The sequence below is a fragment of the Azonexus sp. genome, assembly GCF_030824335.1.
GTDB lineage: Bacteria > Pseudomonadota > Gammaproteobacteria > Burkholderiales > Rhodocyclaceae > Azonexus.
The window spans coordinates 130,805-156,826 of the sequence record NZ_JAVBXX010000019.1 but is presented as its reverse complement, the minus strand read 5'-3'; the positions used below and the strand labels follow the sequence as shown (position 1 = coordinate 156,826).

Sequence of the window (26,022 nt, the reverse complement as noted above, 5' to 3'; positions counted from 1 at the left end):
CTTGCTTTTGCCCGGTGTGGCTGGTGCGGGTTTCGGTATCCATCAGATAACCTTCGCAGTGAACAAGTCATGCATGTTAAGGGCTCCTTGAAGCTGGCCATCGTTGGTGCAGACGAGCAGGCCATTGATGCGCAAGCGCTCCATCATTTCAACGGCTTCGACCGCCAGACAGTCTGGCCCGATATGGTGCGGTGTCGGGTGCATGACATCGGCGATGCTGCCATGCTGCAGGTCAAGCCTCTTTTCAAAAGCTCTGCGCAGGTCGCCATCGGTAAAAATCCCGATTACCTGATTTTCTGAATTAACTATCGCGACCAGACCCAGGCCGCCGCGCGACATCGCAACGATGGCATCGCCGATCGGCGCGCCGGGAAGTACGGTTGGCACTCGGGCCAGGGGGCGCATGACATCGCGCACGTGCGTCAGCAAGCGTCGTCCCAGCGAGCCGCCGGGATGTGAGCGGGCAAAATCATCCGGCCCGAAACCTCGCGCATCAAGCAGCGCGACAGCCAGTGCATCACCCAGAGCCAGTGCTGCAGTGGTGCTGGCTGTTGGTGCCAGGTTGTGCGGGCAGGCTTCCTGTGCGACCCCTGCGTCGAGATGGATGTCGGCTTCCCGGGCCAGCGTTGAATCGGCGACGCCGGTCATGGCGATCAGGTTGGCACCTTGGCGCTTGATGGCTGGCACGATACGCAGCAGTTCTTCGGATTCCCCGGAATTGGATAGTGCAAGCAGGATGTCGTGACGGGTAATCATGCCCAGGTCGCCATGACTAGCCTCGGCGGGATGGACAAAATAGGCGGGAGTGCCCGTACTGGCCATGGTGGCGGCAATCTTGCGCGCAATATGCCCGGATTTACCCATGCCGCTGACGATCAGGCGTCCCCGGCTGATGAGAATCATCTCGACGGCGGCCGAGAACTCACCGTTTATCCGGTTTTTCAGGGCGTCGACCGCCGCAGCTTCGATGGCCAGCGTCTGGCGACCCAGCATCAGGGCACGTTCCGGCGAGAAGCTGGCGGGAAGCGGATTTGGGTTCATGAGCGCGCAAAGGTTATGATGGCCGCAGTATACCTGACTTCAAGTTGCCCGCTTTGAGCGCACTCTCCCTCGTTCTCCTTCTGCTTGGTGCCTCGGTTCTCGCCGTGGTGCTCTTTCGTCGTTTCAATTTGCCGCCTGTGCTCGGCTATCTGGCCGTCGGTAGCATCATTGGTCCGCATGCGCTGAATTTGATGTCGGACATTCATCGGGCTGAGTATCTGGCCGAGTTTGGCGTGGTCTTCCTGATGTTCTCGATTGGCCTGGAGTTTTCGTTGCCCAAGTTACATGCGATGAAGCGCATCGTTTTTGGCTTGGGCTTGCTGCAGGTGGTGCTGACCTTGCTGCTGGTGATGGTATTGGTCATTGCGCTCGGTATTGGTTGGCAATTGGGAATCGCTCTTGGCGCGGTGTTTGCCATGTCGTCCACGGCGGTGTTGACCAAGTTGCTGGCCGAACGCATGGAGCTTGATTCAGCGCACGGTCGCCAGGTAATCGGTGTGTTGCTGTTCCAGGATCTGGCGGTCGTTCCCTTGCTGGTCCTGCTGCCCTCGCTGACCCAGCCACCCGGCGAATTGGCCATGTTGATGGGTATTGCGATGCTCAAGGCCGTGGCCGTTCTGGCCTTGATCCTGGTTTTCGGGCAGAAGCTGATGCGCAAATGGTTTCACTTCGTTGCCCGGGCCAAGTCCGGCGAAGTGTTCGTGCTAAACGTCTTGCTGATTACGCTTGGTTTGGCAACGATTACCGAGCATGCCGGCCTGTCGTTGGCGCTGGGTGCCTTTGTCGCGGGCATGCTGATTTCCGAAACCGAGTTCCGCATGCAGGTGGAGGAGGACATCAAGCCATTTCGTGATGTGCTGATGGGGCTGTTTTTCGTCACCATCGGTGTGAAACTCGATATGAACATTCTGGTCGGCTTATGGTGGCAGGTCGGGCTGGTATTGATTTCTCTGCTGCTTTTCAAGGCGCTGATTGTGGGGGCATTGTCCTGGAAGCTTGGCGGGACACCGGGTAATTCCATTCGCTCGGCGCTGTGGTTGTGTGCGGGGGGCGAGTTCGGTTTCGTGCTGCTCGGGGTGATCGCCAACATGCCGAAGGCAATCGAGCAGGTTGCCCTGACCGCGCTGGTGTTGTCGATGTTGATTGCGCCTTTCATCGTGCAGTACAGCGAACGGCTGGTTATGCGTTTCGTGGCCAGTGAGTGGTTACTGCGCTCCATGCAGGTGACGCAGATTGCCGCCCATTCTATGACCTCGGAAAAACATGCCATTCTTTGCGGCTTCGGGCGCAATGGTCAGTATCTGGCGCGCTTTCTGGCGCAGGAAGGCGTGCAGAGCATTGCTCTGGATCTTGATCCGGATCGCGTACGGGAAGCTGCGGCCGGTGGTGAAAGTGTGGTTTTCGGAGATGCCGGACGCAAGGAAGCGCTGATGGCGGCCGGTTTGATGCGGGCCAGCGTGGTGATTGTCACAATGAGTGATACGCCGTTGGCCGAAAAGGTCTTGCATCATGTTCAGGAAATGCGCCCCGACCTGCCGGTGGTGGTGCGGACCTCGGATGAAAAAGACATGAACCGTCTGGCCAGTGCCGGTGCTGCGGAGGTTGTGCCGGAAACCCTGGAGGCCAGCCTGATGCTGGCGTCGCATGCACTGGTGCTGGTTGGCGTGCCGATCAATCGTGTCCTGAAGCGAATTCGCCAGACCCGATCACAGCGCTATCGCTTGCTGCGCGGTTTCTATCGGGGCTTGTCCGATCGCGATGAGGATGAAGGGAGTCAGCCGCGCCTGCATTCAATCTGGTTGACGCCGGGCGCGGCGGCCATTGGTCAGACGTTGGGCGAGCTCGGACTCGAGTTGCTCGGTTGCGAAGTCAGTGCGATTCGTCGACGTGGCATCCGTGCGCTGGAGCCCGCAGCGGAAACGCGGCTGGATGAGGGCGATGTCGTTGTCGTGCTGGGTGAGCAGGGGGCTGTTGTGGCAGCCGAAGAGCGTTTGCTCAAGCGTTGAGTGGGGCATTCAAGTGGTTTTGCATAATGTGTAAAGCTTGTTGCCGTCATCAACGTAGGCACTGATGGTGGTGGCAAAATCAGGGGTGTTGCTGGCACTCTGAGAAAAGCCGCGCAGGCTTCCCCGGGCTGGGTTGCCGTCGTCCTGTTGGGCGTCGACGGCATTGGCGACTTTGGCCGGCAGATTGGTCGAGCATATGACCACCCCGCTAACCACGATACTGGTGCCGTTGCGAATGTCGGTTTGTACCCCGACCAGGCCGCCAACGGCATTGCCGGGTTGGGAGAAAGATTCGCTGTCGCCGTTGATGAAGCCGGCGCGACGTAAATGATTCCACAGGCGACGGGTTTCATGTGCGTCGTTAACTGAATTGAAGGCTTCGTCAATGGTCCCGCTGAAATTGCCGTTTTCGGTGTTTGTCCACCGGCTTTTTGCTTTGTCATCGTCTCCAGGAAGTGCCTTGTAACGATCCTGATAGCTGAGGAGGGCAATCGAGATGCTGTCCATCTCCTTCTCGACGCTGCGAATTTTGCCTTGGGTAATCATTTCCTGGCCCTTCAAAATGCCACCCAGCAGGATGCCGATAATGACCAGTACGATGGCAATTTCGACCAGAGTAAAGCCGTGTTGTTTTGCGGGCATGCTGCGCTCCTTGGTGGTGGAATGAGTCAGGGCATTCGTCCTGCGGCAAGCAGTCGGCTGTTCAGAATGCTCGAGGTAAGCCAGATCACTTGGTCGTCGTAATTGTCGTCAGGTAGTCGATTGACAAAAATCAGGTCGGCATCGGCGTTTTCCTGTTCGTCCAGATGGCTGGCTGAAGTTCTCTGGCCGTTTTGGCGATAGCCACCAAATCCGTTGCGGCCATGGCTGACCAGCACGGCAGGCAGTGCGTCGGCCAGTTTGTTGCCTGCATTGGCGGCCGGGCGGATATTGGCGTTGCCGATACTGTCCAGACTGAAGCCGGCTCGGGCGCCGCTGGCTGGTGGTGTCGTAAATGTCTGGCGCACGTAGTAACTCAACCGCTGTCCCCATGGATCGGTTTCGCCCAAGCCAAGTGTGCGCCACGGCAAGACGCCGTATTCGCGACTGCAATCTTCGTTGCCGGCATCGCTTGCGGCGCTATCCAGTGTCGGGTTGGCCGGGCAAGGCAGGCGGCCATGGCTGATCGCAAAGCCGTAGAGCGCTTCCTGGCTGAGTTCGAGTTGTCCTTGGGCGCGTTGTTCTTCGCCGTACCGGCGTTGACCGGATAAGTTACTCAGCATGCCGCCTGCCAGTAGACCGAAAACAATCAACACAAGGGCCAGTTCGAAGAGCGAAAAGCCGGCCTGTGGCGAATCTTTAGTAGGCGATGCGGTCATTGATCGGCTCACGGTTGCTCGGGAGGTCAAAAAACGGGCTTGGGCTGCGGGCTTCGCCGTTGCGTGACGGGTCGGCATTCCGCCGCTCAAGATAATTTTCAATCCGGTTGGCGGGGCGTGTTTGACCAGTCAAGGCCGGACCGGCGCTGAGCACCAGCAGGGGCAGCTTGTCCTTGCCGCCAACCCGCAGGTCACCTTGGATGAGGCTGTCTGGTGTCGTGATCTGGTAAAAAAACAGTTCGGCCCAGGCGTTGTCATTCCACCAGCCCGGGCCTTTTTTCAGGAAGGCGCAGTGGGCGGATGCCCAGCTGATGGGCCAGGCCGCAGCAGCGCTACTGGTGGTCGTTGCTGTTTGGTCTTGCAGGCCGGTAGAGAGTCGCGTGGTGGTTTGGGCGAGTTCGCTCAGCGCTGTGTCCATCTTGTTGCGATTGCTGGCGCTTGGTTTGTCTTGCCAGGTGCTTATTGCCGTGCTCGCTTTACTATTGGCATCAGACATCTGTGCAGCCAGAGCAAAGTTGGCTGTCGCCAGTTGGATGATTGCCGTCGCATGCTTGGCAATCACTTGGCTCAGGCGGGCAGTTTCGTCGGCCCGTGTCGCGATGGCTTGGGCCGGGGCGACGAGCAGCGCTTGCAATGGACGGGGTTGCGCGTTGTGTTGCGCGGCGAACGTTTCACCGGCTTCTTGTAGTTGCTTGAGCTGATCGGTTAGCGCAGCGTGTGCATTTTCTGCGCCAACGCCCATGGGGAGGCCGGGCTGACCCGCTTGCCACGACAGGGCGTCTAGACCGTAGCGGAAAAGTGCATCACTTAGCGTGTTGACCGCAATAATTGCGGCCGTTTGCTGAGTCAGGATGGCATTCCCTTCGCTAACGGCGATGCGATCGTTTTCCGCCGCGCTGGCGATGCTGGCTTGCACTTTATTCAGGGCCAGCGTGACCTTGTCACCGAGGATTTTTACTTCGTCGGCGACGTCATCAACATTGGTGAATAGATTTTTAGCCCGCGTGGAAAATTCCGCCAGTTGGCTCAGTGCGGTCAGCTTGCCCGGCGCATCCGTTGCGGCAGTCAGGTTGGCACTTCGTCTCGTCAGGTCGGCGCTGGCTTGGGCGATGTCGCGGCTGATGCCGTCACTCGGCTGGGTGAGCGGCACCCGACCAAACAAGGCATCTCTTTGTCCTTGGCGCGCCGTGCTGCTGAGTGGCGCGGGCCAGGGGTAACGACCGGTTTGCCCAGCGTGTGCCGACAGGCAATGACGGACGCGCTGTGCGATGCCTTGTTCCACTGCCGCCATCAGTTCGCCCCGGCTGATGGCCAGGATTTTGTCATTGTCAGGTCTCGTGTGGCCGATATAGTCGAGCGTTGGGCCGACTTTTAATTGACCTTCGAGATGATTTTCCGGCAATGCCGATGGGCGGTGTTGTCCGGGTAAGGGGGCGCGGGCGGCGATCAGCAGGGCAGCAATTTCGCCAGTGCCATGCAGGGCGAGGCCGGTTGTTTTGTCGCTGTTGATTGGCATGGCGCTTTCATCGTCGGACAAGCCCGGTGCGATGACGTACCACAGCGTACCCTGGTGGTCATCGCGTGTTTGCGGCATGTCCAGGGTGACCCAGGGTAGCCAGCCGATCTGGCTCGGACATTGATTGCGCGTCAGCAAATCGGTTTTGCCGTCGCCTGGGTAATTGGCAAGACTCGGTGTGTCGGTCAATAAATCGGGGCAAGGCAGGCTGCCTGGGCGGTTGTCGTCGGCCATTGCTCGGGCAATCAGGGCTTCACTGGCCCGGGCCAGCGTCTTTTGCAGGGCCGCTTCAGCACTTTGGGCGGTGCGTGGTGCTCGGCCGTTGGCGAGATACAGGTAAGCAACCATGCCGAACAGGCTGAAGGCCAGCAGCGCAAACAGGATGGCGCCGCCTTGTCGTTGACGTGAAGATGACGGGTGCGCTGGTGCTCGGCTCATCGACTGGCCGCGTTGCGATGAGTACGGATGCTGTTGGCCGGGAGGAGTGGCGCATCACTGCTGTCGCCAACGGCCAGCGTGGGGTTCGGTTGATTGCCGGTTTGTCCGTTGAGCCAGTAAATTGGCTGTCCGTTGCTGGATTTTACGGTGCCATCCAGCCGATAGTGGGCCTGCGTGTCTGCCGCGGGGGCGCCTTGGTCGATGCTCAGTCGTTCCGCCGGGGTGAAGAACAATCTTCCCGGCGCTTCGCAGTAGCCAGGCGTGCAGATCAGGAGGCTGCTCAACAACAGGGTTTTTTTCATGGCGCTCGCTTAGTTGTCAGTTCAAAGCGGGTAAGTTGGCAATCGGCCTGGAGTGCATCGGCCAGCCGTTCGATTCGGCAGGCGCGTAGCTGGTGAAGTCCATCTGATTGGCTGCGCCAGTCGGCCAGCAATTTGAGCAAGTGGCCTTCGTGTGGAATGGTCAGCTGCAGACGGCTCGTGTATTCGCGCCATAGGTCTGTTGTGCTGCGTGTCGGCTGGGGCTGTTCGATCTCGATTGTGGCGCCAGGGGGGAAGCCCATGGCGGTCTCGTAAGGCGCAGTGGATGCTTGTTGAGCAGCGTGAAGTCTGTGGTAAATCGCCAGTCCGGCGGATACGGTATCGGCGCTGGCGATTTGTTGCATCAGTTGTTTGGCGCGCAAATCATAATGGCTCTGGCGGCTTAGCCGCAGCGCCTCGGTCGTTGCTGCACGATCAATGCGCCAGACGATACTGCCGGTCGCCAGTGCACCAGCGATCAGTACGGCGGCAAGCGGCAGACGTAGAGGCTGAGGGAGGGTGATCTGGCGTGGCAGAGCGTCGTGTTTCATGGCTTCTCCCGCTGGCTCAGCAGGAGGCTGAACGGCAAGTCGGTCGCGCCCGGTTGTGCGCTGGGTGCGTTGAGTATGCTGACCGCCTGCCTGGCTTTGAGCTGCTCGTGGAAATGGCGTAACGACAAATTGGCCGACGTACCGTTGTGGTGCTTGATTTGTCCATCTACTTGCATTGTTGCGGTCGACGGTGGAAAACCGTCGATTTTCCAGTCGATACGTGCGAGTTCGATGGCCGGCGACCGCTCCAGGCTTTGGCTTAGTGCAAGGAGTGAGGCGCTGAAGGCATCGCTTTGGGCGAGCAGCTTTGGATGGTCTTGGGCCAGTTGTTGCAACTGCTCGCGGTTCAGCGAACTGTGCGTCAGCAACTGGTCATTTTGTGCAATTGCTGTGTCGATGCGTCGTGTCGCATCCTGGATTGTTTCGATGGCAGCCTGGTTGCGCAACTCGCTGTTCAGGCGCTCGAGCGAGATGGCTGCTCCAAGCAGAAGCAGTAGCACCGCGCTGCGCCAGAGCCACTCAGTCTGCCTTTGTTGTCTGGCCGGCTGACGCATCGCCAGCGGGGCGAATTGCTCGCGCGGCCATTGCTGACGTGGGATAGCCAGAAACAGGCCGGCGCTATTGGTTGCTGGGCTCGTGATGCGGTCGACGATATTCGGTAGGTCAATTTGTGCCAGTTGTTCGGCATCGCCGATCACGCAGAGCGCAGTGCCCGCTTCAAGGCCGCATTGGCGGGTGATGTGATCGACAAAACGGCGGTATTCGTCGGCCAGTGTGGCGCCTTCGGTGAGTTGGCTCAGGCGTGAAATACGCAGGTAGCCATGCGTCAGAAGGCTGAAGCGGGCGCTGTTGTCGTGCAATGAAAGCGTGAGCAGGGCTGGGTTGGGTTGGCTTGGCTTGTGTGGCAGAGATTTTTTGAGCAACACCGGCAAGAGTTGCGGCAAGCTGTGCAGGCTGTCCAGCGCGCTGTTGGCAGCTTTGATGCGATCTGTCCAGCGGCTTAGCGGGGCGCTTTGGCCCAGTGCCAGCAAAAGGAAACGGGTTTCGTCGGACTGGCTGCGGGTGGCGCAGTGCCATGGTGTGTCCGGGAATAAGCGGCGCGCCTTGGCGGCAAGGACTTCCTGACGTTCGCTGCGGCGTAGTCGAGGGAGCGATTCACTGACAAAAATTTCGTCGGGCAGGTTGACCAGCAGCGAATAGCGAGTTTTGCGGTCAACCGCGAGGAAAGCGGAAAAACGTGCCAAGCCGTCCGGTGTGTCGGCAAACCGGGCGATTTCTTGTGCTTGCCCTTGTTTGCGCTGCCAGGCGGATAGCTCTCCGGCTTCAAGGTAAAGCTGGCAATGTCGGGTCATCGCGCGGTCTGCCCGATGATGCTGTAGATCGGTTGCAGGATAGATAGCATGATCCAGCCGAGCAGGATGCCGATGCTCAAGGTCAGGGCTGGTTCGATCAGCGTTTGCAGCCGCTTCATCGAGGTACTGGCTTCGCGTTCGTAAAGTCGGGCAATATTGCCCAAGGATTTTTCGAGCGCGCCACTCCTTTCGCCAACTTGCAACATGCGAATCAGCAGCGGGGGGAAAATTTCGTGTCGGGCGAAGGCGTCGGCCAGGCTGCTGCCTTGCTCAACGGCGTCGCGCGTTTGCTTCAGGGCTTGGGCAAGGAATCGATTGGCGCAGCTTTTGTGCAGCGCCTCCAGCGCTTCGAGCAAAGGAATGCCGGTAGCGTAAAGCAGTGCGAGTAAATCGGCTTGGCGGGCGATCAGTGTTTTTCGCCGCAACGCGCCAGTCAGTGGCACTTTTAGCGCATAGCGGTCAAGTTGCAGGCGGATGCCTGGACTGCTGCGGGCTGCAAGGATGGCGATAAGCAGCAAGGAGGGCGGCAGGCCGGCTACCCATCCCCAGTAGCGGTCGAGAAAATCACTGAGGGCAAACAGCAGGCGGGTATGCAGTGGCAAGGCAAGTCCGGCCTCGTCGAGAAAAACACGAACTTGGGGAACCAGGAAACGCATCAGGAAAATGCTGGCGCCAATGACCAGGGCCCCGGCCACGGCGGGATAGGTCAGCGCCTGACTGGTTCGGGCGGCAAGCGCTTCGGCTTGCTGCAGATTGTGGCCCATGCGTTGTAGTACGTCGGGTAGGCGACCGCTGATTTCACCAGCCCGGATCAGGCCGATGAAAGCCGGTTCCAATTGCCGCCCTTCTGTTTGCAGGGCGGCTGACAGCGCTTGTCCGTTACTGACTGCTCTGCTCAGCCGTTGGCAAAGCGCGCGCAGGTGCGTACTGGCGCTGTGTTCGGCCAGATCGTGCAGTGCATCGAGTAGCGGGATGCCGGCATTGAGCAAGTGCTCGATCTGAAAACAGAAATCGATGATGTCGCGCCGTGATATACGCGGTACACGCCGTTTGCGTTTGCGACGAACGTGCAGCAACTCAAGCCCCTGTTGCTGCAGTTGCTGGATCAGTGCATCGAGGTCGAGCGCTTCGCTTTCGCCGTTAATCAATTGCTGCCGCGCGTCGAGTGCCTTGAAGCGAAAATACATGCTTAGACCCACTCGCTCAGATCGACGTTGCGAGCAATTTCTTCGAGCGTTGTTTCGCCGGCTCTGAGCAAATCCAGTCCCCCTTCGCTCAATGGCCGAAAACCGCTCGCCCGGGCTTGTTCGAGTAATCGCGGCGGACTGGCACCTTCGGCCAGTAGATTGTCGAGTGCCGGATCGATGCGCAGGATTTCGAGCAGTGCCAAGCGGCCGCTGTAGCCTTGCTGCTTGCAGTTGACGCATTGGCCGGCTATGGCAAGGTGCGGCAGCTTGAGCCAGGCCATTTCCGCCGAGCTGGCCGGTCGGCTGCTCCGGCAATGCGGGCACAGTCGACGGATCAGCCGTTGCGCAACGACGCCGATCAGGTTGCCATGCAGCATGTGTTGTTCGACGCCGAGTTCGCGCAGGCGCGTCAAGGCGGCGATGGCGCTGGCTGCGTGCAGGGTGGCGAATACCTGATGGCCGGTCAGAGCTGCGCGCAGTGCCATGCTGGCGGTTTCGCCATCGCGGATTTCGCCGATCAGCATGATGTCGGGGTCCTGACGAAGAATCGAACGGACGCCGCCGGCAAAGTCGAGTTTGACGTTGTCCGAAAGTGAGGTTTGGCGGATCAACGGAAACGGGTATTCGACGGGATCTTCCAGCGTCATGATGTGCACGCTTGGGTGGTTGAGCTGATTGAGGACAGAATAAAGCGTTGTGGTTTTGCCGCTGCCGGTGGGGCCGCTGACCAGCAACAGGCCTTCCGGGCGACTGAGCATGCGCTCGAACAGCTTGAACTGGGTTGCATCGAGGCCTAGCGCGGCGAGCGGTACGATGCCTTTCTGGCGATCCAGGATGCGCAAGACAATATTTTCGCCATGCATGGTCGGCTGGCTGGCAACACGAAAATCGATCTGGCGGGCGGCGATCTGCTGGCTGATCTGGCCATCCTGCGGGGCACGAGTTTCGGCGATATTCATGCCGGCCAGTATTTTCAGCCGACTCGACAAGGCAGGCCAGGTCGATTTATGCAGGATGCGAATGGTGTCGAGTACGCCGTCGATCCGGTAACGGATGCGCAGGCAGGCAGCCTCGGGTTCGAAATGAATGTCGGAGGCTTGTTCGCGGACTGCATCGCCGAGCACTGCATCGATCAGCCTGACGGCCGGAGATTTGCCAGGTGTGTCGCCAGTCGATGTGCTCGCCAAGGGCTTGCCTTCGAGTTCGGCAAGTATGTCGTCGATCGCCAAGCTGTGGCCATAGTGTAGATCGATGGCGTGTTCGATTTCGTTGTTGCCGGCAAGCAGGATATCCAGATCGAGGCCGGCCAGAGCCGGTGTCTGCATGCCAGCAAGTGTCGCGGGGTCGTTGGGTGTTGCCATCGCCAGTTGCAGGCGACGCCCTGTGCTATCCAGTGCAATCGGCAACAGGCGGTGACGGCGTGCCATGTCCGCAGGGATCAGGCGTATGGCTTCCGGCCTGATTTGATGTTTGGCCGGTTTGTAGCGTGGCAAATTTAGCTGCTCGGCCAGGATGTCGTGGACTGTACTTTCCGCAGCAAAACCCAGCTGGTGCAACAACTGGCCGAGTCGTTGGCGGGTTTTTTCCTGTTCGATCAAGGCAATGCGTAATTGATCCTGATTGATCAAGCCGGCGTCAAGCAGACGTTGACCAAGTATTCGCTGCTTCATGATGCGCTTGCTCCGATTTCTCTCAGGCGTTGTTCGGCCGTCGTCGGGTGAAACATGTGAGGTCGGTTTTTTGCCGCACGAAGGGCCATCCGGTAGTGGCGTGCTGCCTGCGTCGATTGCCCCAAGTGGTCAAGCGCGATGGCCAGGTTGTAATGGATATCCGGGTGTTCGATGGACAACTCGGCGGCACGGGCGTACGCCGTTCTTGCAGCCGCCCAGCGTTGTTGGCCGGCCAGCAGGTTGCCGAGGTGAAAATGTAGTGCCATATCGCCCGGGTGTTCGGAGATCAGGAGGTGCAAGTGACTTTCCTGCTCCTGCGGGCTGTAGGCTGCAAGATTGCGCATGCCCAGCGTGGCGAGTTGTTCGCTTGAGTGGGCAGCGAGCGGAATGTTCGCACTTGCCAGAGTCAGGCTGAGCAGTAGTTTGTGCAGGGCTCGCATTCAGTGTTCCGCTCCGGTATATCTGGATGAGGGGAGGTGTTCGCTTGGCCGAAAAAAGCCCGTATCCGGAAGGTAATCCGCCAAACCAGAAAAATCGCCTCGCAGACTGGCTTCGCGAATGACCACCGGGCGCAGGAAGATTACTAGCTCGGTTTTTTGCGCTTGATTGTTCCGGTTGTTGAATAGTTCGCCGGCTAGTGGAATGTCTCCGAGACCGGGCAGGCGATTGTTCCGTTGATTGATGCGATCCTCCATCAGGCCACCGAGTACGGCAATTTGTCCGTTGGATACCCGCATTACCGATTCGATTTCCCGCGTTCGGATCATTGGGACAAGATTCTCTATCCCGTTCTTGCGCAGGTCAGGGTTGGGGTCAGGGACTTCCCGCCCAATGCTGGTGATGGTTGGCCGGATGTTGAGCAGTACCGAATCATCGGCTGATATTTGTGGCGTTACCCCGAGTACCAGACCGACCGAGACAGTCTGCGGCGTAGTCGAATAGGTAACCGTGGTTCCGACATTGGCGGTCGTCGTCGTGTCAGCACGGACAGTGAAATAGACATAGTTTTCGACCACCTTGAGTAGTGCGCTTTGATTGTTGAGTACTGAAATTCGTGGGCTTGAGAGAACGCGACTGGTCCCGAAGCTGTCGAGCAGGCTGATCAGGGCGCGCGGCGTGTCATCCCGGCTGTAGCGCAGATTGACTGTGTTTTTTAGTGAATTCCCGGCAAATTCAAGTAAGCCTCCGCGGACCAGTCCATTCCAGTCGATACCTTGCTCGTGACCTTCGCCGAGCGCCACTTCAACGATGGTGGCTTCGATCATCACCTGGCGGCGGGCCGACTGTCCGACACGATCGATGAATGCTTGGATGCCCAAGTGCTGGTTGCGTGTCGCAAACACCGAAATCAGGCCGGCTTCCGGGTTGATGAGCAATGTCGTGGGCGCTGTTCTGGTCGGGTTTTTTTCGGCTTCTCCGGTGTCGGTCGCAGAAGTTGTTGTTGCCTGCTCGGCCAACAAAATGCGCAGATTCTTCTCCAGGTTTTCCCAGAAGCGATGCTGTGTTGTGTTTTCAATGCGGGTATTCGACAGGCTGCCGGCGCCAATGCTGTTGCCGGTATTGCCTGCTGTATTGCCGATTTGCATATTGTTTGACACTGCACTATTCACTGTCCTGGCCAGATTGACGTAATCGACCGGGTAGTGTCTGAGGTAGGGCGTGTCTGGCAGGATAAGCAGGCTGTCTGCCGTGAGCTCGAAGCGCAATGGCACTTGGCGGGCGATGCGGGCGAGTAGTGCGGGCAAAGGCTGCTCAAGTGCATTCAGGGTGATTAGTCCGTTAATGCCGGGGGCTATATCGATGTCGATTCCGGCATCGCGAGCCAAAGCAAATAACAAGTCGCGAACCGGTACACGATGCACCGTTACGCTGAACTTTTCGCTGCCCAGGCGTTGCCGGGGTATGGCGACGTCCTGAGGCTCGGCCAGGCGTTCGACGATCTGCGGAATGCTGCCGCTTGCCTCAGGTGTCTGATTTTGCAGGTGGCCACGTAGTGGCGCTTTGGGCAATGGGGCGCTGCAACCGCCGAGCAGAATGGCAAATCCCAGCAATAATATGGTCTGAGCCGTCATGAGATCCTTGTTTATGCGTTTCGCATTGCATGTTAGCGATAAAATACGACTTTGTCATTAATTGTGCTGTTCTTGCTTCCCCGTCGGCCGGGTACGGCTGCGATTTCTGATAGAATGCAGCCTGTTTTTTTTGGGGAATCCCGTGCAGTCGGACGACATCCTGGTCGATATTCAGGACCTTCATTTCACCTATGACGAGCGGCCTGTGTTACAGGGAATCAATATGAAGATTCCTCGTGGCAAGGTGGTGGCCATCATGGGGGGGTCTGGTTGTGGCAAAACAACCTTGTTGCGCTGCATTGGTGGTCAACTACGCCCGACTGGCGGTAGCGTGCGCCTTGAAAAACACCAAGTTTGCCAGATGTCTGAAGCGGAGTTGTATCGCCTGCGCCGTCAGATGGGCATGCTTTTTCAGTTTGGTGCATTATTTACTGACTTGTCTGTTTTCGATAATGTGGCTTTCCCGTTGAGGGAGCACACTGATCTCTCGGAAGAGATGATCCGCGATCTTGTATTGATGAAGCTGGAAGCAGCGGGCTTGCGCGGCGCGCATGCCTTGATGCCTGCAGAGCTTTCCGGGGGCATGGCGCGACGTGTTGCGCTAGCCAGGGCCATAGCCCTTGATCCCATGCTAATGATGTATGACGAGCCATTCGCCGGTCTTGATCCGATTGCGCTGGGCGTCATTGGTCGCTTGATTCGTTCGCTCAACGATGCGCTCGGGGCAACATCGATCATGGTGACGCACGATATTCAGGAATCCCTGCTGATCGTCGATTACATCTATTTTTTGAGTGGCGGCAAGGTGGTTGCGCAAGGTACGCCGGATGAAATTCGTGCCTCGAACGATCCGTATGTGCACCAGTTTGTCTATGCCGAAGCGGATGGTCCCGTACATTTTGACTATCCGGCCCCATCCGTGCGGCAGGATTTTTTGAGCGGGGGGGTAAATGCCAGGGCCGATTGATTTATTGCGCCACATCGGACATGCCACTGTTAATCGTGTCTGGCGACTTGGTTTTGCCACGCGTTTCCTGTTTGCCATTCTGGCGCATTCGGGTACGGCTTTTCGTCGTCTTCCTCTGACGTTGCGCGAGATTTATTTTAGCGGCGTGCTGTCGTTGTTGATTATTCTGGTTTCCGGGTTGTTTGTTGGCTTGGTGCTGGGCTTGCAAGGTTATGAAACCTTGCAGCGCTACGGGTCGACCGAGGCACTTGGTGTCCTTGTTGCGCTCTCTCTGGTCAGGGAGTTGGGGCCGGTTGTGGCCGGCTTGCTTTTTGCGTCGCGTGCCGGATCTTCGGTTACGGCAGAAATTGGTCTGATGAAAGCAACCGAACAACTGAAGGCCATGGACATGATGGCGGTAAATCCGCTTGCTCGCGTTGTAGCGCCCCGATTTTGGGCTGGGGTGATTTCCATGCCTTTGCTGGCAGCAATGTTTTCAGCAATGGGGGTTTTCGGTGGCTGGTTGATTGGCGTTGTGTTTATTGGCGTTGATGACGGTGCGTTCTGGTCCCAGATGCAGTCCAGTGTGGATTTTCGCTATGACATCATGAATGGCGTCATCAAAAGTGCTGTATTCGGTTTTGCTGTTTCACTGATTGCCGTATTTGAAGGTTATGACTCTGTCCCGACGGCCGAGGGGGTTTCGCGGGCCATCACTCGCACGGTGGTGACTTCTGCCATGGCCATACTGGCGCTGGATTTTATTCTCACTTCGTTCATGTTCCGGGGTAATTGATGAACCGTACTGTTCTCGACTTGTGGGTCGGTCTTTTTGTGGCGCTGGGCTTCGCTGCGGTGTTGTTTTTGGCCCTCAAGGTAGGCAACCTTTCCAGCGCCCATCTGTCCGATACATACGTGCTGCAGGCCAAGTTTGATAACATCGGCGGCTTGAAAGCTCGTGGCCCGGTCAAAAGCGCAGGTGTGCTGGTTGGCCGCATCGCCAACATCCGCTTCGACCCCGAAAGTTATGAAGCCGTGGTGACAATGGAGATTGACGGGCGTTATCGTTTTCCGAAGGATTCGTTTGCTTCCATCTACACCGCTGGCTTGCTCGGCGAGCAATACATTGGATTGGATGTTGGGGGCGACGAAAAAATGTTGCTGGCAGGCGATCTGATTACCAAAACCCAGTCTGCTGTTGTTTTGGAAAAGCTAATCAGTCAGTTCCTTTTCAGCAAGGCAACGGAAGGACAGGGGGCTCAATGACCGTGATGGCTGGATTCTCGATTTGGCAACGCTGCCGCTTGGTTGCCCGTGCCGCTTTGCTGATGGTGCTGCTTATCGGGCAGGCGACAGGTCAGGAGGAGGTTGATCGCTTCGAGGGCTTTAATCGCGCTATGTTCTCAGTGAACGAAGCGCTTGATAAATATGCACTCCGTCCTGTGGCGCAGGCCTACGACACAGTATCTCCTTTGCCGGTCAAGGCAGGCATCGGGAATTTCTTTGGCAATGTTGGAGAGCTCTGGGTTGGGGCTAACAGTGCGTTGCAAGGCAAAGTGGATGACGCAGGAAGTAGTTTTGCCCGGTTGTTGATCAATTCCAGTGTTGGTATTTTTGGTCTTTTCGACGTAGCCAGTGAACTTGGTTTTGAGCGCTATAACGAAGATTTCGGTCAGACATTGGCGGTCTGGGGGGTTGACGATGGCCCCTATCTATTCCTGCCGTTAATCGGCTCACGCACGACGCGTGATTTTGCCGGTTGGGCGGTAGATGTCTATACAGATCCCTTGTCCGATGTCCGTCCTGCTTCTGTGCGTGTGGGGGCGAATGTATTGCGCGTGGTAGATATTCGCGCGGGTCTCCTGCCGGCTGACAAAGTCCTTGAGGAAGCAGCCTTGGACAAATACGCCTATGTTCGCGATGCCTATTTGCAGCGTCGTCGTAGCCTTATTTATGATGGTCGCCCTCCGCGCCAGGATGATTAACCCGTGAGTGCCATGATGAGTCGTGTTTTTGCTTTTTTTGCTATTTGTTTCCTTTCGTTGCCGGCTTTGGCGCTTGAGGCACCGGATGCCATGATCAAACGGGTGTCCGAGGAGGTTCTGGATATCGTTCGCCAGGACAAGGATGTCCAGAATGGCGACATGAAGAAAATTGTGGCGCTGGTCGATGCCAAGGTGCTGCCCAATTTCAATTTCCAGCGCATGACTTCTCTGGCTGTAGGGCGAGATTGGCGTACGGCCAGTCCCGCACAAAAAAATCGTCTGGTTGAAGAGTTCAAGATGCTGCTGGTGCGTACTTATTCGAATGCCCTGCGCAGTTACAGCAATCAGCGCATCGATTACAAGCCCTTCAAGATGAAGCCAGGCGAAACCGATGTTCTGGTGCGCTCTGAAGTAATTCAGCCCGGTAGCCAGCCAGTGCAAATCGATTACTGGCTTGAGTTGGCGGATGGAAAGTGGCGAGTTTACGATGTCGTGGTTGCCGGGATTAGCTTGGTTACCAATTACCGCAGTCAGTTCTCCAAGGAAGTCCGCGAGGGCGGCGTTGATGGGTTGGTTGCCAGCTTGGTGTCCAAAAATCAATCTCTGGAAGCGACACAAGGCAAGGTCGTCAAGAAATGATCAGCCAATCTGCCGGGCGTTTGAATATTGGTTGTGCGATGGTGATGGAAAATGCCAGAGCCTTGCTGGATAGCGGACGTTCATTGATGGCGCCTGGTGAGGTTGTGTTTGACTTGTCTTCGGTCGAGGAGGCTGACTCTTCGGCTGTCGCCGTCATGCTGGGCTGGTTGCGTCATGCTGTGCTGCTGCGGTCAACTGTTTGTTTTGTCGGGGTTCCTGCAGGAGTGTTGTCTCTGGCCAAGCTTTATGGGGTTGCCGAACTCCTGCCTCAGGCCTGATCGGCCCTTATGTTGCCGGCTGTATCCATTGTTGATGTCGTTAAAAGTTTTGGCCCGCTGAAAGCTTTGGCCGGCGTGTCGCTCGACATTCCCCAAGGGGATTTTTTTGGCTTGCTCGGTCCTAATGGCGCTGGCAAAACTACCCTGATTTCATGCTTGGCCGGTTTGTCCCGATTGGACTCAGGGTGCATCAAGGTCATGGGGCATGATGTAGTGCACGGATTTCGCGAAGCACGGCGTTTGCTCGGGGTCGTGCCGCAGGAGCTGGTGTTTGATCCTTTCTTTAGCGTGCGTGAGACCTTGCGTATTCAGTCCGGCTATTTTGGCATCCGAAAAAATGATGACTGGATCGATGAGGTTCTGCATAACCTTGATCTGACCGGCAAAGCCGATGCGAACATGCGCCGTTTGTCCGGCGGAATGAAGCGCCGTGTGCTGGTCGCCCAAGCCCTGGTGCATAAACCGCCGGTCATTGTGCTGGATGAGCCGACTGCCGGTGTCGACGTCGAGTTGCGTCAGGGGTTGTGGCAGTTTGTTCGCCGACTCAATACTGAAGGCCATACCATCATCTTGACGACGCACTATCTGGAAGAGGCGGAAGCGCTCTGCAACCGGATTGCGCTCATGAAGCAAGGGCAACTGATCGCACTCGATAGTACGGCCAATCTGATGGCCGAGTACCCCGGTGCTTCGCTGGAAGAGGTCTTCATGCGGAACATGCACCGATGATCGGTTTCTGGACCTTGTTCTACAAGGAAGTGTTGCGTTTCTGGAAAGTCGCTTTCCAGACGGTCGCGGCACCTGTGCTGACGGCTATGCTCTATCTGCTGATCTTTGGCCATGTGCTGGAGGATCATGTACAAGTGCATGGTGTGGGCTACACCAGTTTCCTGATTCCCGGTCTGGTTATGATGCAGGTGTTGCAAAATGCGTTTGCTAACTCGTCGTCTAGTCTGATCCAGGCCAAGATTACTGGTTCGATCGTCTTTGTTCTGCTGCCGCCGATTCCCTATAGCGCTTTTTTTGTTGCCTATGTGCTTGCCGCGATGGTGCGCGGGTTGATGGTGGGCGTTGGTGTCTTGCTGGCGACCGTATGGTTCGTTGATTTGCAGGTCGTGGCACCTGTCTGGGTTTTTGCTTTTGCCCTGCTCAGTGGCGCCCTGTTTGGTGCGCTGGGCATGATTGCTGGTATTTGGGTTGAAAAATTCGATCAGTTGGCAGCCTTTCAGAACTTTTTGATCATGCCGTTGACTATGTTGTCCGGCGTGTTCTATTCGATTCATACCTTGCCGGCGTTTTGGCAGCAGTTGTCGCATTACAATCCCGTTTTTTACATGATTGATGGCTTCCGCTATGGCTTTTTTGGTGTCTCTGATGTGGCGCCGGAATTCAGTCTTGCTGTGGTCGCCGTCTGTCTTGCTGCAGTGAGCTTGCTGACTCTCAGCTTGCTCAAACGTGGCTGGAAATTGAGAACCTGAATATTCATGCATCCTGATCAGATCAAGCAACTCATCCTCGCCGGCATGGCCTGCGAACACCTCGAACTCGATGGCGATGGTCAGCATTTCGAGGCAATTGTTGTTAGCGCCGAGTTCGTCGGCAAAAATCGTGTCCAGCGCCAGCAGCACGTTTATCAGACTCTGAAGGACAAGCTGGCGACGGGCGAATTGCATGCCCTGTCTTTCAAGACCCTGACCCCGGAAGAATGGAGCGCCAAGCGTGGATAAATTGTTGATTCAGGGCGGCAGTGTGTTGTCCGGTGAAGTTGCGATGTCGGGTGCCAAGAACGCCGCCTTGCCGATTCTTTGTGCCGCGTTGTTGTCATCCGATCCGCTGGAGCTGGTCAATGTGCCGCAGTTGAACGATATCTCGACGATGTTGCATCTCTTGAGCGACATGGGTGTCGGTGTAGCGAAGGATGGCGCTGATGGACTGACGCTCGATGGTAGCGGCTTGAACAATCCGGTCGCTTCGTATGAAATGGTCAAGACCATGCGTGCCTCCATCCTGGTGCTCGGTCCCTTGTTGGCGCGCTGTGGCGAGGCGCGCGTCTCCTTGCCGGGGGGGTGTGCCATCGGTGCTCGTCCGGTCGATCAGCACATCAAGGGATTGCAGGCGATGGGGGCCGAGGTGACGGTCGAGCAAGGGTATGTGCATGCCAAGGCAAGTCGTCTCAAAGGGGCGCGTATCTGTACCGACATGGTGACCGTGACCGGCACCGAAAACCTGATGATGGCGGCCTGTCTGGCCGATGGCGAAACGATCATCGAGAATGCAGCCCGCGAACCCGAGGTTGTTGATCTGGCTAATTGCCTGATTTCGATGGGTGCGCGCATTTCCGGTGCCGGGACTGACATCATTCGTATTCAGGGTGTCGAGAAGTTGCACGGCGCTCGTCACTCGATCATGCCGGATCGCATCGAAACCGGAACCTATCTCTGTGCTGCTGCCGTGACTGGCGGCAATGTCCGTCTGACCAAAACGTCAGGCGCTTATCTTGACAGCGTGGTGGACAAGTTGATGGATGCCGGGTGTGAAATCGTTGTCGAGCGCGATGCGATCCGTCTTGCTGCGCCGGCCCGTTTGAAGTCAGTGAGTTTGCGTACCGCACCCTATCCAGCATTCCCGACCGACATGCAGGCTCAGTTCATGGCGATCAATTGTGTGGCAGAAGGTGTGGCCACCATCCGTGAAACGATTTTTGAAAATCGTTTCATGCACGTTAGCGAGTTGACCCGCTTGGGTGCCAATATCCAGATTGAGGGCAATAATGCCATCGTGCGCGGGGTCGACAAGCTGGAGGGGGCGACCGTGATGGCTACCGATCTGCGGGCTTCTGCTTCGCTGATTATTGCTGGTCTGGTGGCGCAGGGTGAAACCTTGATTGACCGCATCTATCATCTGGATCGTGGTTACGAGCGCATTGGGGAAAAACTTGCCTGCCTGGGGGCCAACGTGAGGCGGGTTCGCTGATTTCGTACGGTGGGTTTGAGCTCGCCTAGTGTTGTTGTTTTATCGTGAGTTTTGGCCGTTCTCGCGGTCAACTACTGAAAAGTTCAAAAAAAGCTTTGCATAAAAGCCCGCTAGGTACATACTGCGGGCTCGGGATTTCCAGGCAGTGTGTTGTTCCTGCACCGTATTCGGTTTGTCAGCTCCTCGGTCTTGGTTCTCGTTTTTTTATTAATTATTTTTTTCCAAGGATGCTATAAATGGCAAACGGTACCGTTAAGTGGTTCAATGATTCCAAAGGCTTCGGCTTTATCTCCCCGTCTGAAGGTGGTGAAGACCTCTTCGCTCACTTCTCTGCAATTCAAGGCAATGGTTTCAAGACCTTGGCCGAAAACCAGAAAGTGACCTTCGACGTCGTGAATGGCCCGAAGGGCAAGCAAGCTGCAAACATCCGCCCGGCTGAATAAGCTCCCGGATATCGCAGTATCGAAAAGCCCGGCTTGCCGGGCTTTTTGCTTTTGTGGGCGCGGTGAGTGCCGCCCCTTTGCGTTAAAATCCACCTTTTGCCACCGAGACAGCCCGTGACCGGTATCACTATCGCCCTTTCCAAGGGCCGCATTTTTGACGAAACCCTGCCTTTGCTGGCGGCTGCCGGTATTGTGCCGACGGAAAATCCGGAAACTTCCCGGAAACTGATCATTGAAACCAATCAACCGGGCGTGCGCGTGGTGATCGTGCGGGCAACCGATGTGCCGACCTACGTCCAGTATGGCGCTGCCGATCTGGGGGTGGCGGGCAAGGATGTGCTGATCGAGCATGGCGGCGAAGGCTTGTATGCGCCGCTTGACCTGCAGATCGCCAAGTGCCGGATGATGGTCGCGATTCCCGAAGGCTTTGACTATCAGAATGCCGTGCGTCAGGGGAATCGTCTGAAAGTGGCGTCGAAGTATATTAAGACAGCCCGTGAGCATTTTGCCGCGAAGGGTGTGCACGTCGATCTGATCAAATTGTACGGCTCGATGGAGCTTGCGCCGCTGGCCGGACTGGCGGATGCGATCGTCGATCTGGTGTCTACGGGTGGCACGCTGAAGGCCAACAAGCTGGTGGCCTGCGAGCACATCATGGACATTTCATCGCGCCTCGTCGTCAATCAGGCCTCGCTGAAGGTCAAGCGCGAAATTCTGCAACCGATTATCGACGCCTTTGCCCAGGCGGTGGAGAACTAGCATCATGGTGGCCATCAAGCGTCTTTCCACGGTCGACGCCGATTTCACGGCAAAACTCGACGAACTGTTGGCCTTCGAGGCAGCTGCCGATGAAGGCATCGAACGCACGGTGATTGGCATTCTGGCCGATGTGAAGTCGCGCGGTGATGCCGCCGTGCTTGAATACACCAACAAGTTCGATCGTCTGACTGCTGCTTCGATGGCCGATCTGGAACTGTCGCAGGCGGAAATGCAGGCGGCGCTCGACAGCCTGCCGGCCGAACGGCGTGCCGCGCTGGAAGCGGCGGCAAATCGGGTACGTGTCTATCACGAGAAGCAGCGTCTTGAAGGGTGGTCCTTTACCGAAGCCGATGGCACCATGCTCGGCCAGATGGTCACGCCGCTCGACCGCGTTGGTCTGTACGTGCCGGGCGGCAAGGCGGCCTATCCGTCGTCGGTGCTGATGAACGCGATTCCGGCCAAGGTCGCCGGCGTCAAGGAGTTGATCATGGTGGTGCCGACGCCGGGCGGCGAAAAGAATCAGCTGGTGCTGGCGGCGGCCTGTCTGGCCGGTGTCGATCGCGTATTCACGCTGGGCGGTGCGCAGGCGGTCGGCGCGCTGGCTTACGGTACGCAAACCGTGCCTCAGGTCGACAAGATCGTCGGGCCGGGTAATGCCTATGTGGCAACGGCCAAACGTCGGGTGTTCGGCATTGTCGGCATCGACATGGTGGCCGGTCCTTCGGAAATTCTGGTGGTGGCCGACGGTTCCGGCAATCCGGACTGGGTGGCGATGGATCTGTTCTCGCAGGCCGAACACGACGAACTGGCGCAATCCATCCTGATCTGCCCGGATGCCGCCTATCTTGAGCGAGTGCAGGCCAGCATTGAAAAATTGCTGCCGACCATGCCGCGGGCCGAAACCATCCGTACTTCGCTGACCAATCGCGGTGCCTTCATTCAGGTGCGCGACATGGATGAGGCGATTGCCATCGCCAACCGGGTAGCGCCGGAGCACCTCGAACTGGCGCTGGCCGATCCCGATCCCTGGGTGGCAAAAATCCATCATGCAGGGGCGATTTTCATTGGCCACTACACCTCGGAGTCGCTGGGCGATTACTGTGCCGGCCCGAACCATGTTCTGCCGACTTCCGGCAGCGCGCGTTTTTCCTCGCCGCTCGGCGTCTACGATTTCCAGAAGCGGACCAGCTTGATCAAGGTTTCGCAGGCCGGTGCGCAAACGCTGGGCCGGATTGCCTCGACGCTGGCGCACGGCGAAGGTTTGCCGGCGCATGCCAAGTCGGCCGAGTTCCGGCTGGAAAACTGACCGGAAAGCACGTTGACCGCGATAATCACCGAATCAGAAAAGCGCCCGGACCTCCGGGCGCTTTTTTTGGGTTTTTCCTCGGTCGGCCTGTCCGGCTTTGGCGGCGTGTTGCCGTTTGCCCGGCATATGCTGGTCGAAGACAAGCGCTGGATGACTGCCGAGGATTTCAATACCCAGTTGGGATTGTGTCAGTTTCTGCCGGGGCCGAATGTGGTTAATCTCGCGGTGCTGGTCGGCAAGCGCTACCGTGGCCTGTCCGGAGCGATTGTTGCACCGGTCGGACTGCTGCTTGGGCCGCTGCTGATTGTCTTGTTGCTGGCGCTGGCCTACGACGCATGGGGCGGCCTGCCGGTCGTGCAAGCCATGTTGCGCGGCATTGCTGCCGCCGGTTGTGCCTTGCTGTTCGCGATGGCCTGGCGCATGGGAAGTGCGCTCAAGGACAAACGCTATTTTCTGCCATTTACCGTGTTGACCGTAGCCGGCATCGCCTGGCTGCGCTGGCCGATGCCGCTCGTCATGCTGGGCGGTTTGCTGGCAACAGGGCTGCTGGCTTACTGGCGACTGGGGCGGAAGCGGGCGCAGGGCAAAGGCAAGGCTGCAGAATGATCGTTGTCGAATTGTTCCTTGAATTCACCCTGCTTTCCTTTGTCGCCTTCGGCGGTGCAACGGCGCTGCTGCCGGAGATGCACCGGGTGGTGGTCGAGCAGCATCAGTGGTTGAACGAGACCACGTTCACGCATCTGTACGCCATCGCCCAGGCTGCACCGGGGCCGAATGTGCTGGTGGTGACCCTGATCGGCTGGAAAATTGCCGGCCTAGCCGGGGCGCTGGCAACGACACTGGCCATGTGTCTGCCGATGAGTGTCGTCATTTACCTGCTGATCGACCGTTGGCAAGGCTTTGCCGGGCAGCGCTGGCAGCGGGCCATCAGTCTCGGCGTCGCACCGTTGGCCGTCGGGTTGATTTTTTCCGGTGCGCTCTTGATCGCCCAGTCGGTCGGTCTGGCCTGGGGCGGTGCGCTATTGGTGCTCATCGTGGTCGTGCTCAATTTGCGTACCCGCTGGCATCCGCTCTGGTTCATCGCGCTGGGTGCGCTGGCTGGCTTGCTGGGTTGGGTGTGATCTGCGGTGTCACTCTCCTGGAGAGTGGCGTATTCTTTTGTCCATGAGCAGCCGCGTGGGGAAAACCAGGAATGCAGGCGCATCAACGGTCGTGGGGGATCAAACAGTGGGTCGAGTATTTGCGGGACAAGGAAACCCCTGTCCTGCCGGCGACGCGCGCGACCTTGGTCGCGCTGCAGCAGGCCGCTGAGGAAGTCAGGGAATCCTTGTCGGCCCGCGATCTGGTCGATATTGTCTATGCCGATCCTTATCTCGCCCTGAAGTTGTTGCGGCGGGCCGAGGAGCGCCGCACGCGCCAGCTCGGACACGATACGACGACGCCGTTGGGTGCAATATTGCAAACCGGCTACGACGAATTGCAGGAGATCGTTGCTGCCAGCCGGCTTTCCGAAGGGATGTTGCCCGGTTGCCATGCCTGCGAAAGGCGCGCCGTGCTGGCCGCAACGCTGGCTCGAGCCTGGGCTGCGCAGCGGGTCGATGTGGTGCCGGACGAAGTGGCGATGGCGGCCTTGCTGGCGGAAACCGGTGAGTTGTTGCTCTGGCATTTCGCCCCGGAGATGACCGACAAGGAAGTAGCGATCTACCAGTGGAACGAGCGCTACTGGGCCTTGCAGCACCGTCCGTCGGAAATCGAATTCACCTTTCGCCAGTTGACCATGGCCCTGGCTGAATCATGGGGGCTGCCGCATCTGATCATCATGCTGATCAAGGGCACCGATACGCCGCGCGCCAATCTGGCCCGTCTCGGGCATGACGCGGCGAAGCTGGTGATCGGCGAGGCGGCACCCGAACAACTGGTGCCGCTGTTGCAGGAAGTCAAAAAGATGCTGCCGACGCAGGCACTGGTTACGCTAGCCGAGCCGCTGCCCTTGTCCGAACCGCAACGTGAGCGTCTGCTCGCCGCCATTGCGGCGGCCGAACAGCAGGCTGTCTCCGGTGTGCCCTCAGCCGATTAGCGCGCGCAAGGCATCGACCAGCGTTGCACATTCACTGTCGGTGCCGATGGTGATGCGCAGGAACTGATCAATTCGCGCTTGCTTGAAATGGCGGACGATGATGTTCTTCTCGCGCAGCGCCTTGGCGAGCTCCGCCGCGTCGTGTTGCGGATGACGGGCAAAAATGAAGTTGGCGGCCGAAGGCAGAACCGTGAAGCCCAGTTCTTCAAGTTTTGCGGTCAACGCCTCGCGGGTGGCAATAACGGCGTGGCAGCATTGCTGGAAATGCGCTTCGTCTTCAATGGCCGCCACCGCGCCGACGATGGCCAGCCGATCCAGCGGGTAGGAGTTGAAGCTGTTCTTGACCCGTTCCAGCGCCTCGATCAGCGCCGGGTGGCCGATGGCATAACCGACGCGCAGGCCGGCCAGCGAGCGGGATTTGGACAGGGTATGGACGACCAGCAGGTTGTCGTAACGCTCGGTCAGCGGGATGGCGGTATCGCCGCCAAAATCGACATAGGCTTCATCGACGACGACCACGCAATCCGGATTGGCGCACACGATCTGCTCAATGGCTGCCAGTGGCAACAGGCGGCCGGTCGGTGCATTCGGATTGGGGAAAATGATGCCGCCGATTTTCCCGTTTTGGCCCTGTTGACCGCGATAATCTGCCGGGTTGAGCGAAAAGTCCTCGGCCAGCGGAATCGCGCGGTATTCCACGCCGTACAGCCCGCAATACACCGGATAAAAGCTGTAGGTGATGTCGGGGAACAGAATGGGCGCATCGTGCTTGAGCAGTGCCATGAAAATATGCGCCAGCACCTCGTCCGAGCCATTGCCGACAAATACCTTGCTGCTGTCGACGGCATAGCGCTTGGCGATGGCCTGCTTCAGCAGATCGGCATTGGGGTCCGGGTAAAGTCGCAGCCGTGCGCCGTCTTCGCCCAGTTCGTTGCGGATGGCGTCGAGCACGCGCGGTGAGGGCGGAAATGGGTGCTCGTTGGTGTTCAGCTTGATCAGGTTGGCGATCTTGGGCTGTTCGCCCGGGACATACGGGGTGAGGTCGCGGACGACCTGGCTCCAGAAGCGACTCATGGGTGTCTTCACGAAAGGCGTAAAAGTGGGACGAAATGGTATCATGCCCCTC

General features: G+C 57.9%; 28 protein-coding genes and 1 pseudogene. 17 read left to right on the top strand and 12 right to left on the bottom strand.

What is annotated here, in order from left to right; genetic code table 11:
- Positions 1-42 precede the first annotated feature (42 nt).
- Positions 43-1,041 (bottom strand): SIS domain-containing protein, encoded by a 999-nt coding sequence (locus RCI20_RS12895; protein WP_306606149.1) that lies wholly within the window; start codon positions 1,039-1,041, stop codon positions 43-45.
- Positions 1,042-1,094: 53 nt separating this feature from the next.
- Between RCI20_RS12895 and RCI20_RS12890 the strand changes: the two genes are divergently transcribed.
- The gene (locus RCI20_RS12890; protein ID WP_306606147.1) at positions 1,095-3,047 is read left to right on the top strand and encodes a cation:proton antiporter; all 1,953 of its coding nucleotides are present in this window, start codon (positions 1,095-1,097) and stop codon (positions 3,045-3,047) included.
- A gap of 9 nt (positions 3,048-3,056) precedes the next feature.
- Here the strand turns inward: RCI20_RS12890 and RCI20_RS12885 are convergent, their stop codons facing one another.
- The 10 genes from RCI20_RS12885 to RCI20_RS12840 form a co-directional block, all read right to left on the bottom strand.
- On the bottom strand, positions 3,057-3,689 hold the full coding sequence (locus RCI20_RS12885; RefSeq protein WP_306606145.1) for a prepilin-type N-terminal cleavage/methylation domain-containing protein: 633 nt from the start codon (positions 3,687-3,689) through the stop codon (positions 3,057-3,059).
- A gap of 26 nt (positions 3,690-3,715) precedes the next feature.
- Complete coding sequence (locus tag RCI20_RS12880; RefSeq protein ID WP_306606143.1) at positions 3,716-4,309, bottom strand: hypothetical protein; 594 nt, start codon at positions 4,307-4,309, stop codon at positions 3,716-3,718.
- A gap of 76 nt (positions 4,310-4,385) precedes the next feature.
- Positions 4,386-6,359: a hypothetical protein gene (locus RCI20_RS12875; protein ID WP_306606141.1), complete on the bottom strand. Its 1,974-nt coding sequence runs from the start codon at positions 6,357-6,359 to the stop codon at positions 4,386-4,388.
- On the bottom strand, positions 6,356-6,661 hold the full coding sequence (locus tag RCI20_RS12870; protein WP_306606139.1) for a hypothetical protein: 306 nt from the start codon (positions 6,659-6,661) through the stop codon (positions 6,356-6,358). The genes RCI20_RS12875 and RCI20_RS12870 overlap by 4 nt, the downstream gene beginning before the upstream one ends.
- Entirely contained in the window at positions 6,658-7,209 is a 552-nt protein-coding gene (locus RCI20_RS12865; protein ID WP_306606137.1) for a hypothetical protein, read from the bottom strand. Before RCI20_RS12865 ends, RCI20_RS12870 begins: the two co-directional genes overlap by 4 nt.
- Positions 7,206-8,561, bottom strand: a complete 1,356-nt coding sequence (locus RCI20_RS12860; RefSeq protein WP_306606135.1) for a hypothetical protein — start codon at positions 8,559-8,561, stop codon at positions 7,206-7,208. Before RCI20_RS12860 ends, RCI20_RS12865 begins: the two co-directional genes overlap by 4 nt.
- Positions 8,558-9,748: a type II secretion system F family protein gene (locus tag RCI20_RS12855; protein WP_306606133.1), complete on the bottom strand. Its 1,191-nt coding sequence runs from the start codon at positions 9,746-9,748 to the stop codon at positions 8,558-8,560. Before RCI20_RS12855 ends, RCI20_RS12860 begins: the two co-directional genes overlap by 4 nt.
- 2 nt (positions 9,749-9,750) lie before the next feature.
- Positions 9,751-11,418: a GspE/PulE family protein gene (locus tag RCI20_RS12850; RefSeq protein WP_306606131.1), complete on the bottom strand. Its 1,668-nt coding sequence runs from the start codon at positions 11,416-11,418 to the stop codon at positions 9,751-9,753.
- Positions 11,415-11,858, bottom strand: a complete 444-nt coding sequence (locus RCI20_RS12845; protein WP_306606129.1) for a tetratricopeptide repeat protein — start codon at positions 11,856-11,858, stop codon at positions 11,415-11,417. The genes RCI20_RS12850 and RCI20_RS12845 overlap by 4 nt, the downstream gene beginning before the upstream one ends.
- A complete protein-coding gene (locus tag RCI20_RS12840) occupies positions 11,859-13,490 on the bottom strand; it encodes a pilus (MSHA type) biogenesis protein MshL (protein ID WP_306606127.1) in 1,632 nt (543 codons plus the stop codon).
- A gap of 142 nt (positions 13,491-13,632) precedes the next feature.
- On the opposite strand from RCI20_RS12840, the gene RCI20_RS12835 reads away from it, so the two are divergent.
- From RCI20_RS12835 to RCI20_RS12760, 16 genes and pseudogenes are all read left to right on the top strand, one after another.
- Positions 13,633-14,457 (top strand): ABC transporter ATP-binding protein, encoded by an 825-nt coding sequence (locus tag RCI20_RS12835; protein WP_306606125.1) that lies wholly within the window; start codon positions 13,633-13,635, stop codon positions 14,455-14,457.
- Positions 14,441-15,232: a lipid asymmetry maintenance ABC transporter permease subunit MlaE gene (gene mlaE / locus RCI20_RS12830; RefSeq protein WP_306606123.1), complete on the top strand. Its 792-nt coding sequence runs from the start codon at positions 14,441-14,443 to the stop codon at positions 15,230-15,232. Before RCI20_RS12835 ends, mlaE begins: the two co-directional genes overlap by 17 nt.
- Positions 15,232-15,702 (top strand): outer membrane lipid asymmetry maintenance protein MlaD, encoded by a 471-nt coding sequence (gene mlaD / locus RCI20_RS12825; RefSeq protein WP_306606121.1) that lies wholly within the window; start codon positions 15,232-15,234, stop codon positions 15,700-15,702. The genes mlaE and mlaD overlap by 1 nt, the downstream gene beginning before the upstream one ends.
- Positions 15,699-16,421 carry a VacJ family lipoprotein gene (locus tag RCI20_RS12820; protein WP_306606119.1) on the top strand — a complete coding sequence of 241 codons (723 nt, stop codon included), beginning with the start codon at positions 15,699-15,701 and terminating at the stop codon, positions 16,419-16,421. Before mlaD ends, RCI20_RS12820 begins: the two co-directional genes overlap by 4 nt.
- 12 nt (positions 16,422-16,433) lie before the next feature.
- Entirely contained in the window at positions 16,434-17,060 is a 627-nt protein-coding gene (locus RCI20_RS12815) for a phospholipid-binding protein MlaC (protein WP_306606299.1), read from the top strand.
- Entirely contained in the window at positions 17,057-17,338 is a 282-nt protein-coding gene (locus tag RCI20_RS12810; RefSeq protein ID WP_306606117.1) for a lipid asymmetry maintenance protein MlaB, read from the top strand. The genes RCI20_RS12815 and RCI20_RS12810 overlap by 4 nt, the downstream gene beginning before the upstream one ends.
- A 9-nt stretch (positions 17,339-17,347) precedes the next feature.
- Positions 17,348-18,034: pseudogene (locus RCI20_RS12805) on the top strand (ABC transporter ATP-binding protein); the annotation flags it as partial.
- Between the two features lie 29 nt (positions 18,035-18,063).
- Positions 18,064-18,816 carry an ABC transporter permease gene (locus RCI20_RS12800; protein ID WP_306606115.1) on the top strand — a complete coding sequence of 251 codons (753 nt, stop codon included), beginning with the start codon at positions 18,064-18,066 and terminating at the stop codon, positions 18,814-18,816.
- A 6-nt stretch (positions 18,817-18,822) separates the two neighbouring features.
- Positions 18,823-19,065, top strand: a complete 243-nt coding sequence (locus tag RCI20_RS12795) for a BolA family protein (protein WP_306606113.1) — start codon at positions 18,823-18,825, stop codon at positions 19,063-19,065.
- A complete protein-coding gene (gene murA / locus RCI20_RS12790) occupies positions 19,058-20,311 on the top strand; it encodes a UDP-N-acetylglucosamine 1-carboxyvinyltransferase (protein WP_306606111.1) in 1,254 nt (417 codons plus the stop codon). Before RCI20_RS12795 ends, murA begins: the two co-directional genes overlap by 8 nt.
- A 236-nt stretch (positions 20,312-20,547) precedes the next feature.
- On the top strand, positions 20,548-20,754 hold the full coding sequence (locus RCI20_RS12785; RefSeq protein ID WP_011289117.1) for a cold-shock protein: 207 nt from the start codon (positions 20,548-20,550) through the stop codon (positions 20,752-20,754).
- Between the two features lie 114 nt (positions 20,755-20,868).
- Positions 20,869-21,513, top strand: coding sequence for an ATP phosphoribosyltransferase (gene hisG, locus RCI20_RS12780; RefSeq protein WP_306606103.1), 645 nt, complete (start codon positions 20,869-20,871; stop codon positions 21,511-21,513).
- 4 nt (positions 21,514-21,517) lie between these two features.
- Positions 21,518-22,819, top strand: a complete 1,302-nt coding sequence (gene hisD / locus RCI20_RS12775) for a histidinol dehydrogenase (protein WP_306606101.1) — start codon at positions 21,518-21,520, stop codon at positions 22,817-22,819.
- Between the two features lie 12 nt (positions 22,820-22,831).
- Positions 22,832-23,425 carry a chromate transporter gene (locus RCI20_RS12770; protein WP_306606099.1) on the top strand — a complete coding sequence of 198 codons (594 nt, stop codon included), beginning with the start codon at positions 22,832-22,834 and terminating at the stop codon, positions 23,423-23,425.
- Complete coding sequence (locus RCI20_RS12765) at positions 23,422-23,940, top strand: chromate transporter (RefSeq protein ID WP_306606097.1); 519 nt, start codon at positions 23,422-23,424, stop codon at positions 23,938-23,940. Before RCI20_RS12770 ends, RCI20_RS12765 begins: the two co-directional genes overlap by 4 nt.
- A 71-nt stretch (positions 23,941-24,011) precedes the next feature.
- Positions 24,012-24,896, top strand: a complete 885-nt coding sequence (locus tag RCI20_RS12760) for an HDOD domain-containing protein (RefSeq protein WP_306606095.1) — start codon at positions 24,012-24,014, stop codon at positions 24,894-24,896.
- On the opposite strand, the gene hisC is transcribed toward RCI20_RS12760, so the two are convergent.
- A complete protein-coding gene (hisC, locus tag RCI20_RS12755; RefSeq protein ID WP_306606093.1) occupies positions 24,885-25,970 on the bottom strand; it encodes a histidinol-phosphate transaminase in 1,086 nt (361 codons plus the stop codon). The genes RCI20_RS12760 and hisC overlap by 12 nt on opposite strands.
- Between the last annotated feature and the right edge of the window lie 52 nt (positions 25,971-26,022).

Coding starts and splice junctions, on each gene's coding strand:
- RCI20_RS12895 (WP_306606149.1), bottom strand. CDS start 1,041: ATGAACCCAAATCCGCTTCCCGCCAGCTTCTCGCCGGAACGTGCCCTG.
- RCI20_RS12845 (WP_306606129.1), bottom strand. CDS start 11,858: ATGCGAGCCCTGCACAAACTACTGCTCAGCCTGACTCTGGCAAGTGCG.
- mlaD (WP_306606121.1), top strand. CDS start 15,232: ATGAACCGTACTGTTCTCGACTTGTGGGTCGGTCTTTTTGTGGCGCTG.
- mlaE (WP_306606123.1), top strand. CDS start 14,441: ATGCCAGGGCCGATTGATTTATTGCGCCACATCGGACATGCCACTGTT.
- hisC (WP_306606093.1), bottom strand. CDS start 25,970: ATGAGTCGCTTCTGGAGCCAGGTCGTCCGCGACCTCACCCCGTATGTC.
- RCI20_RS12855 (WP_306606133.1), bottom strand. CDS start 9,748: ATGTATTTTCGCTTCAAGGCACTCGACGCGCGGCAGCAATTGATTAAC.
- RCI20_RS12815 (WP_306606299.1), top strand. CDS start 16,434: ATGATGAGTCGTGTTTTTGCTTTTTTTGCTATTTGTTTCCTTTCGTTG.
- RCI20_RS12875 (WP_306606141.1), bottom strand. CDS start 6,359: ATGAGCCGAGCACCAGCGCACCCGTCATCTTCACGTCAACGACAAGGC.
- RCI20_RS12860 (WP_306606135.1), bottom strand. CDS start 8,561: ATGACCCGACATTGCCAGCTTTACCTTGAAGCCGGAGAGCTATCCGCC.
- RCI20_RS12765 (WP_306606097.1), top strand. CDS start 23,422: ATGATCGTTGTCGAATTGTTCCTTGAATTCACCCTGCTTTCCTTTGTC.
- RCI20_RS12850 (WP_306606131.1), bottom strand. CDS start 11,418: ATGAAGCAGCGAATACTTGGTCAACGTCTGCTTGACGCCGGCTTGATC.
- RCI20_RS12760 (WP_306606095.1), top strand. CDS start 24,012: ATGCAGGCGCATCAACGGTCGTGGGGGATCAAACAGTGGGTCGAGTAT.
- RCI20_RS12810 (WP_306606117.1), top strand. CDS start 17,057: ATGATCAGCCAATCTGCCGGGCGTTTGAATATTGGTTGTGCGATGGTG.
- RCI20_RS12880 (WP_306606143.1), bottom strand. CDS start 4,309: ATGCTGAGTAACTTATCCGGTCAACGCCGGTACGGCGAAGAACAACGC.
- RCI20_RS12820 (WP_306606119.1), top strand. CDS start 15,699: ATGACCGTGATGGCTGGATTCTCGATTTGGCAACGCTGCCGCTTGGTT.
- hisD (WP_306606101.1), top strand. CDS start 21,518: ATGGTGGCCATCAAGCGTCTTTCCACGGTCGACGCCGATTTCACGGCA.
- RCI20_RS12870 (WP_306606139.1), bottom strand. CDS start 6,661: ATGAAAAAAACCCTGTTGTTGAGCAGCCTCCTGATCTGCACGCCTGGC.
- RCI20_RS12785 (WP_011289117.1), top strand. CDS start 20,548: ATGGCAAACGGTACCGTTAAGTGGTTCAATGATTCCAAAGGCTTCGGC.
- RCI20_RS12800 (WP_306606115.1), top strand. CDS start 18,064: ATGATCGGTTTCTGGACCTTGTTCTACAAGGAAGTGTTGCGTTTCTGG.
- RCI20_RS12885 (WP_306606145.1), bottom strand. CDS start 3,689: ATGCCCGCAAAACAACACGGCTTTACTCTGGTCGAAATTGCCATCGTA.
- RCI20_RS12840 (WP_306606127.1), bottom strand. CDS start 13,490: ATGACGGCTCAGACCATATTATTGCTGGGATTTGCCATTCTGCTCGGC.
- RCI20_RS12865 (WP_306606137.1), bottom strand. CDS start 7,209: ATGAAACACGACGCTCTGCCACGCCAGATCACCCTCCCTCAGCCTCTA.
- RCI20_RS12795 (WP_306606113.1), top strand. CDS start 18,823: ATGCATCCTGATCAGATCAAGCAACTCATCCTCGCCGGCATGGCCTGC.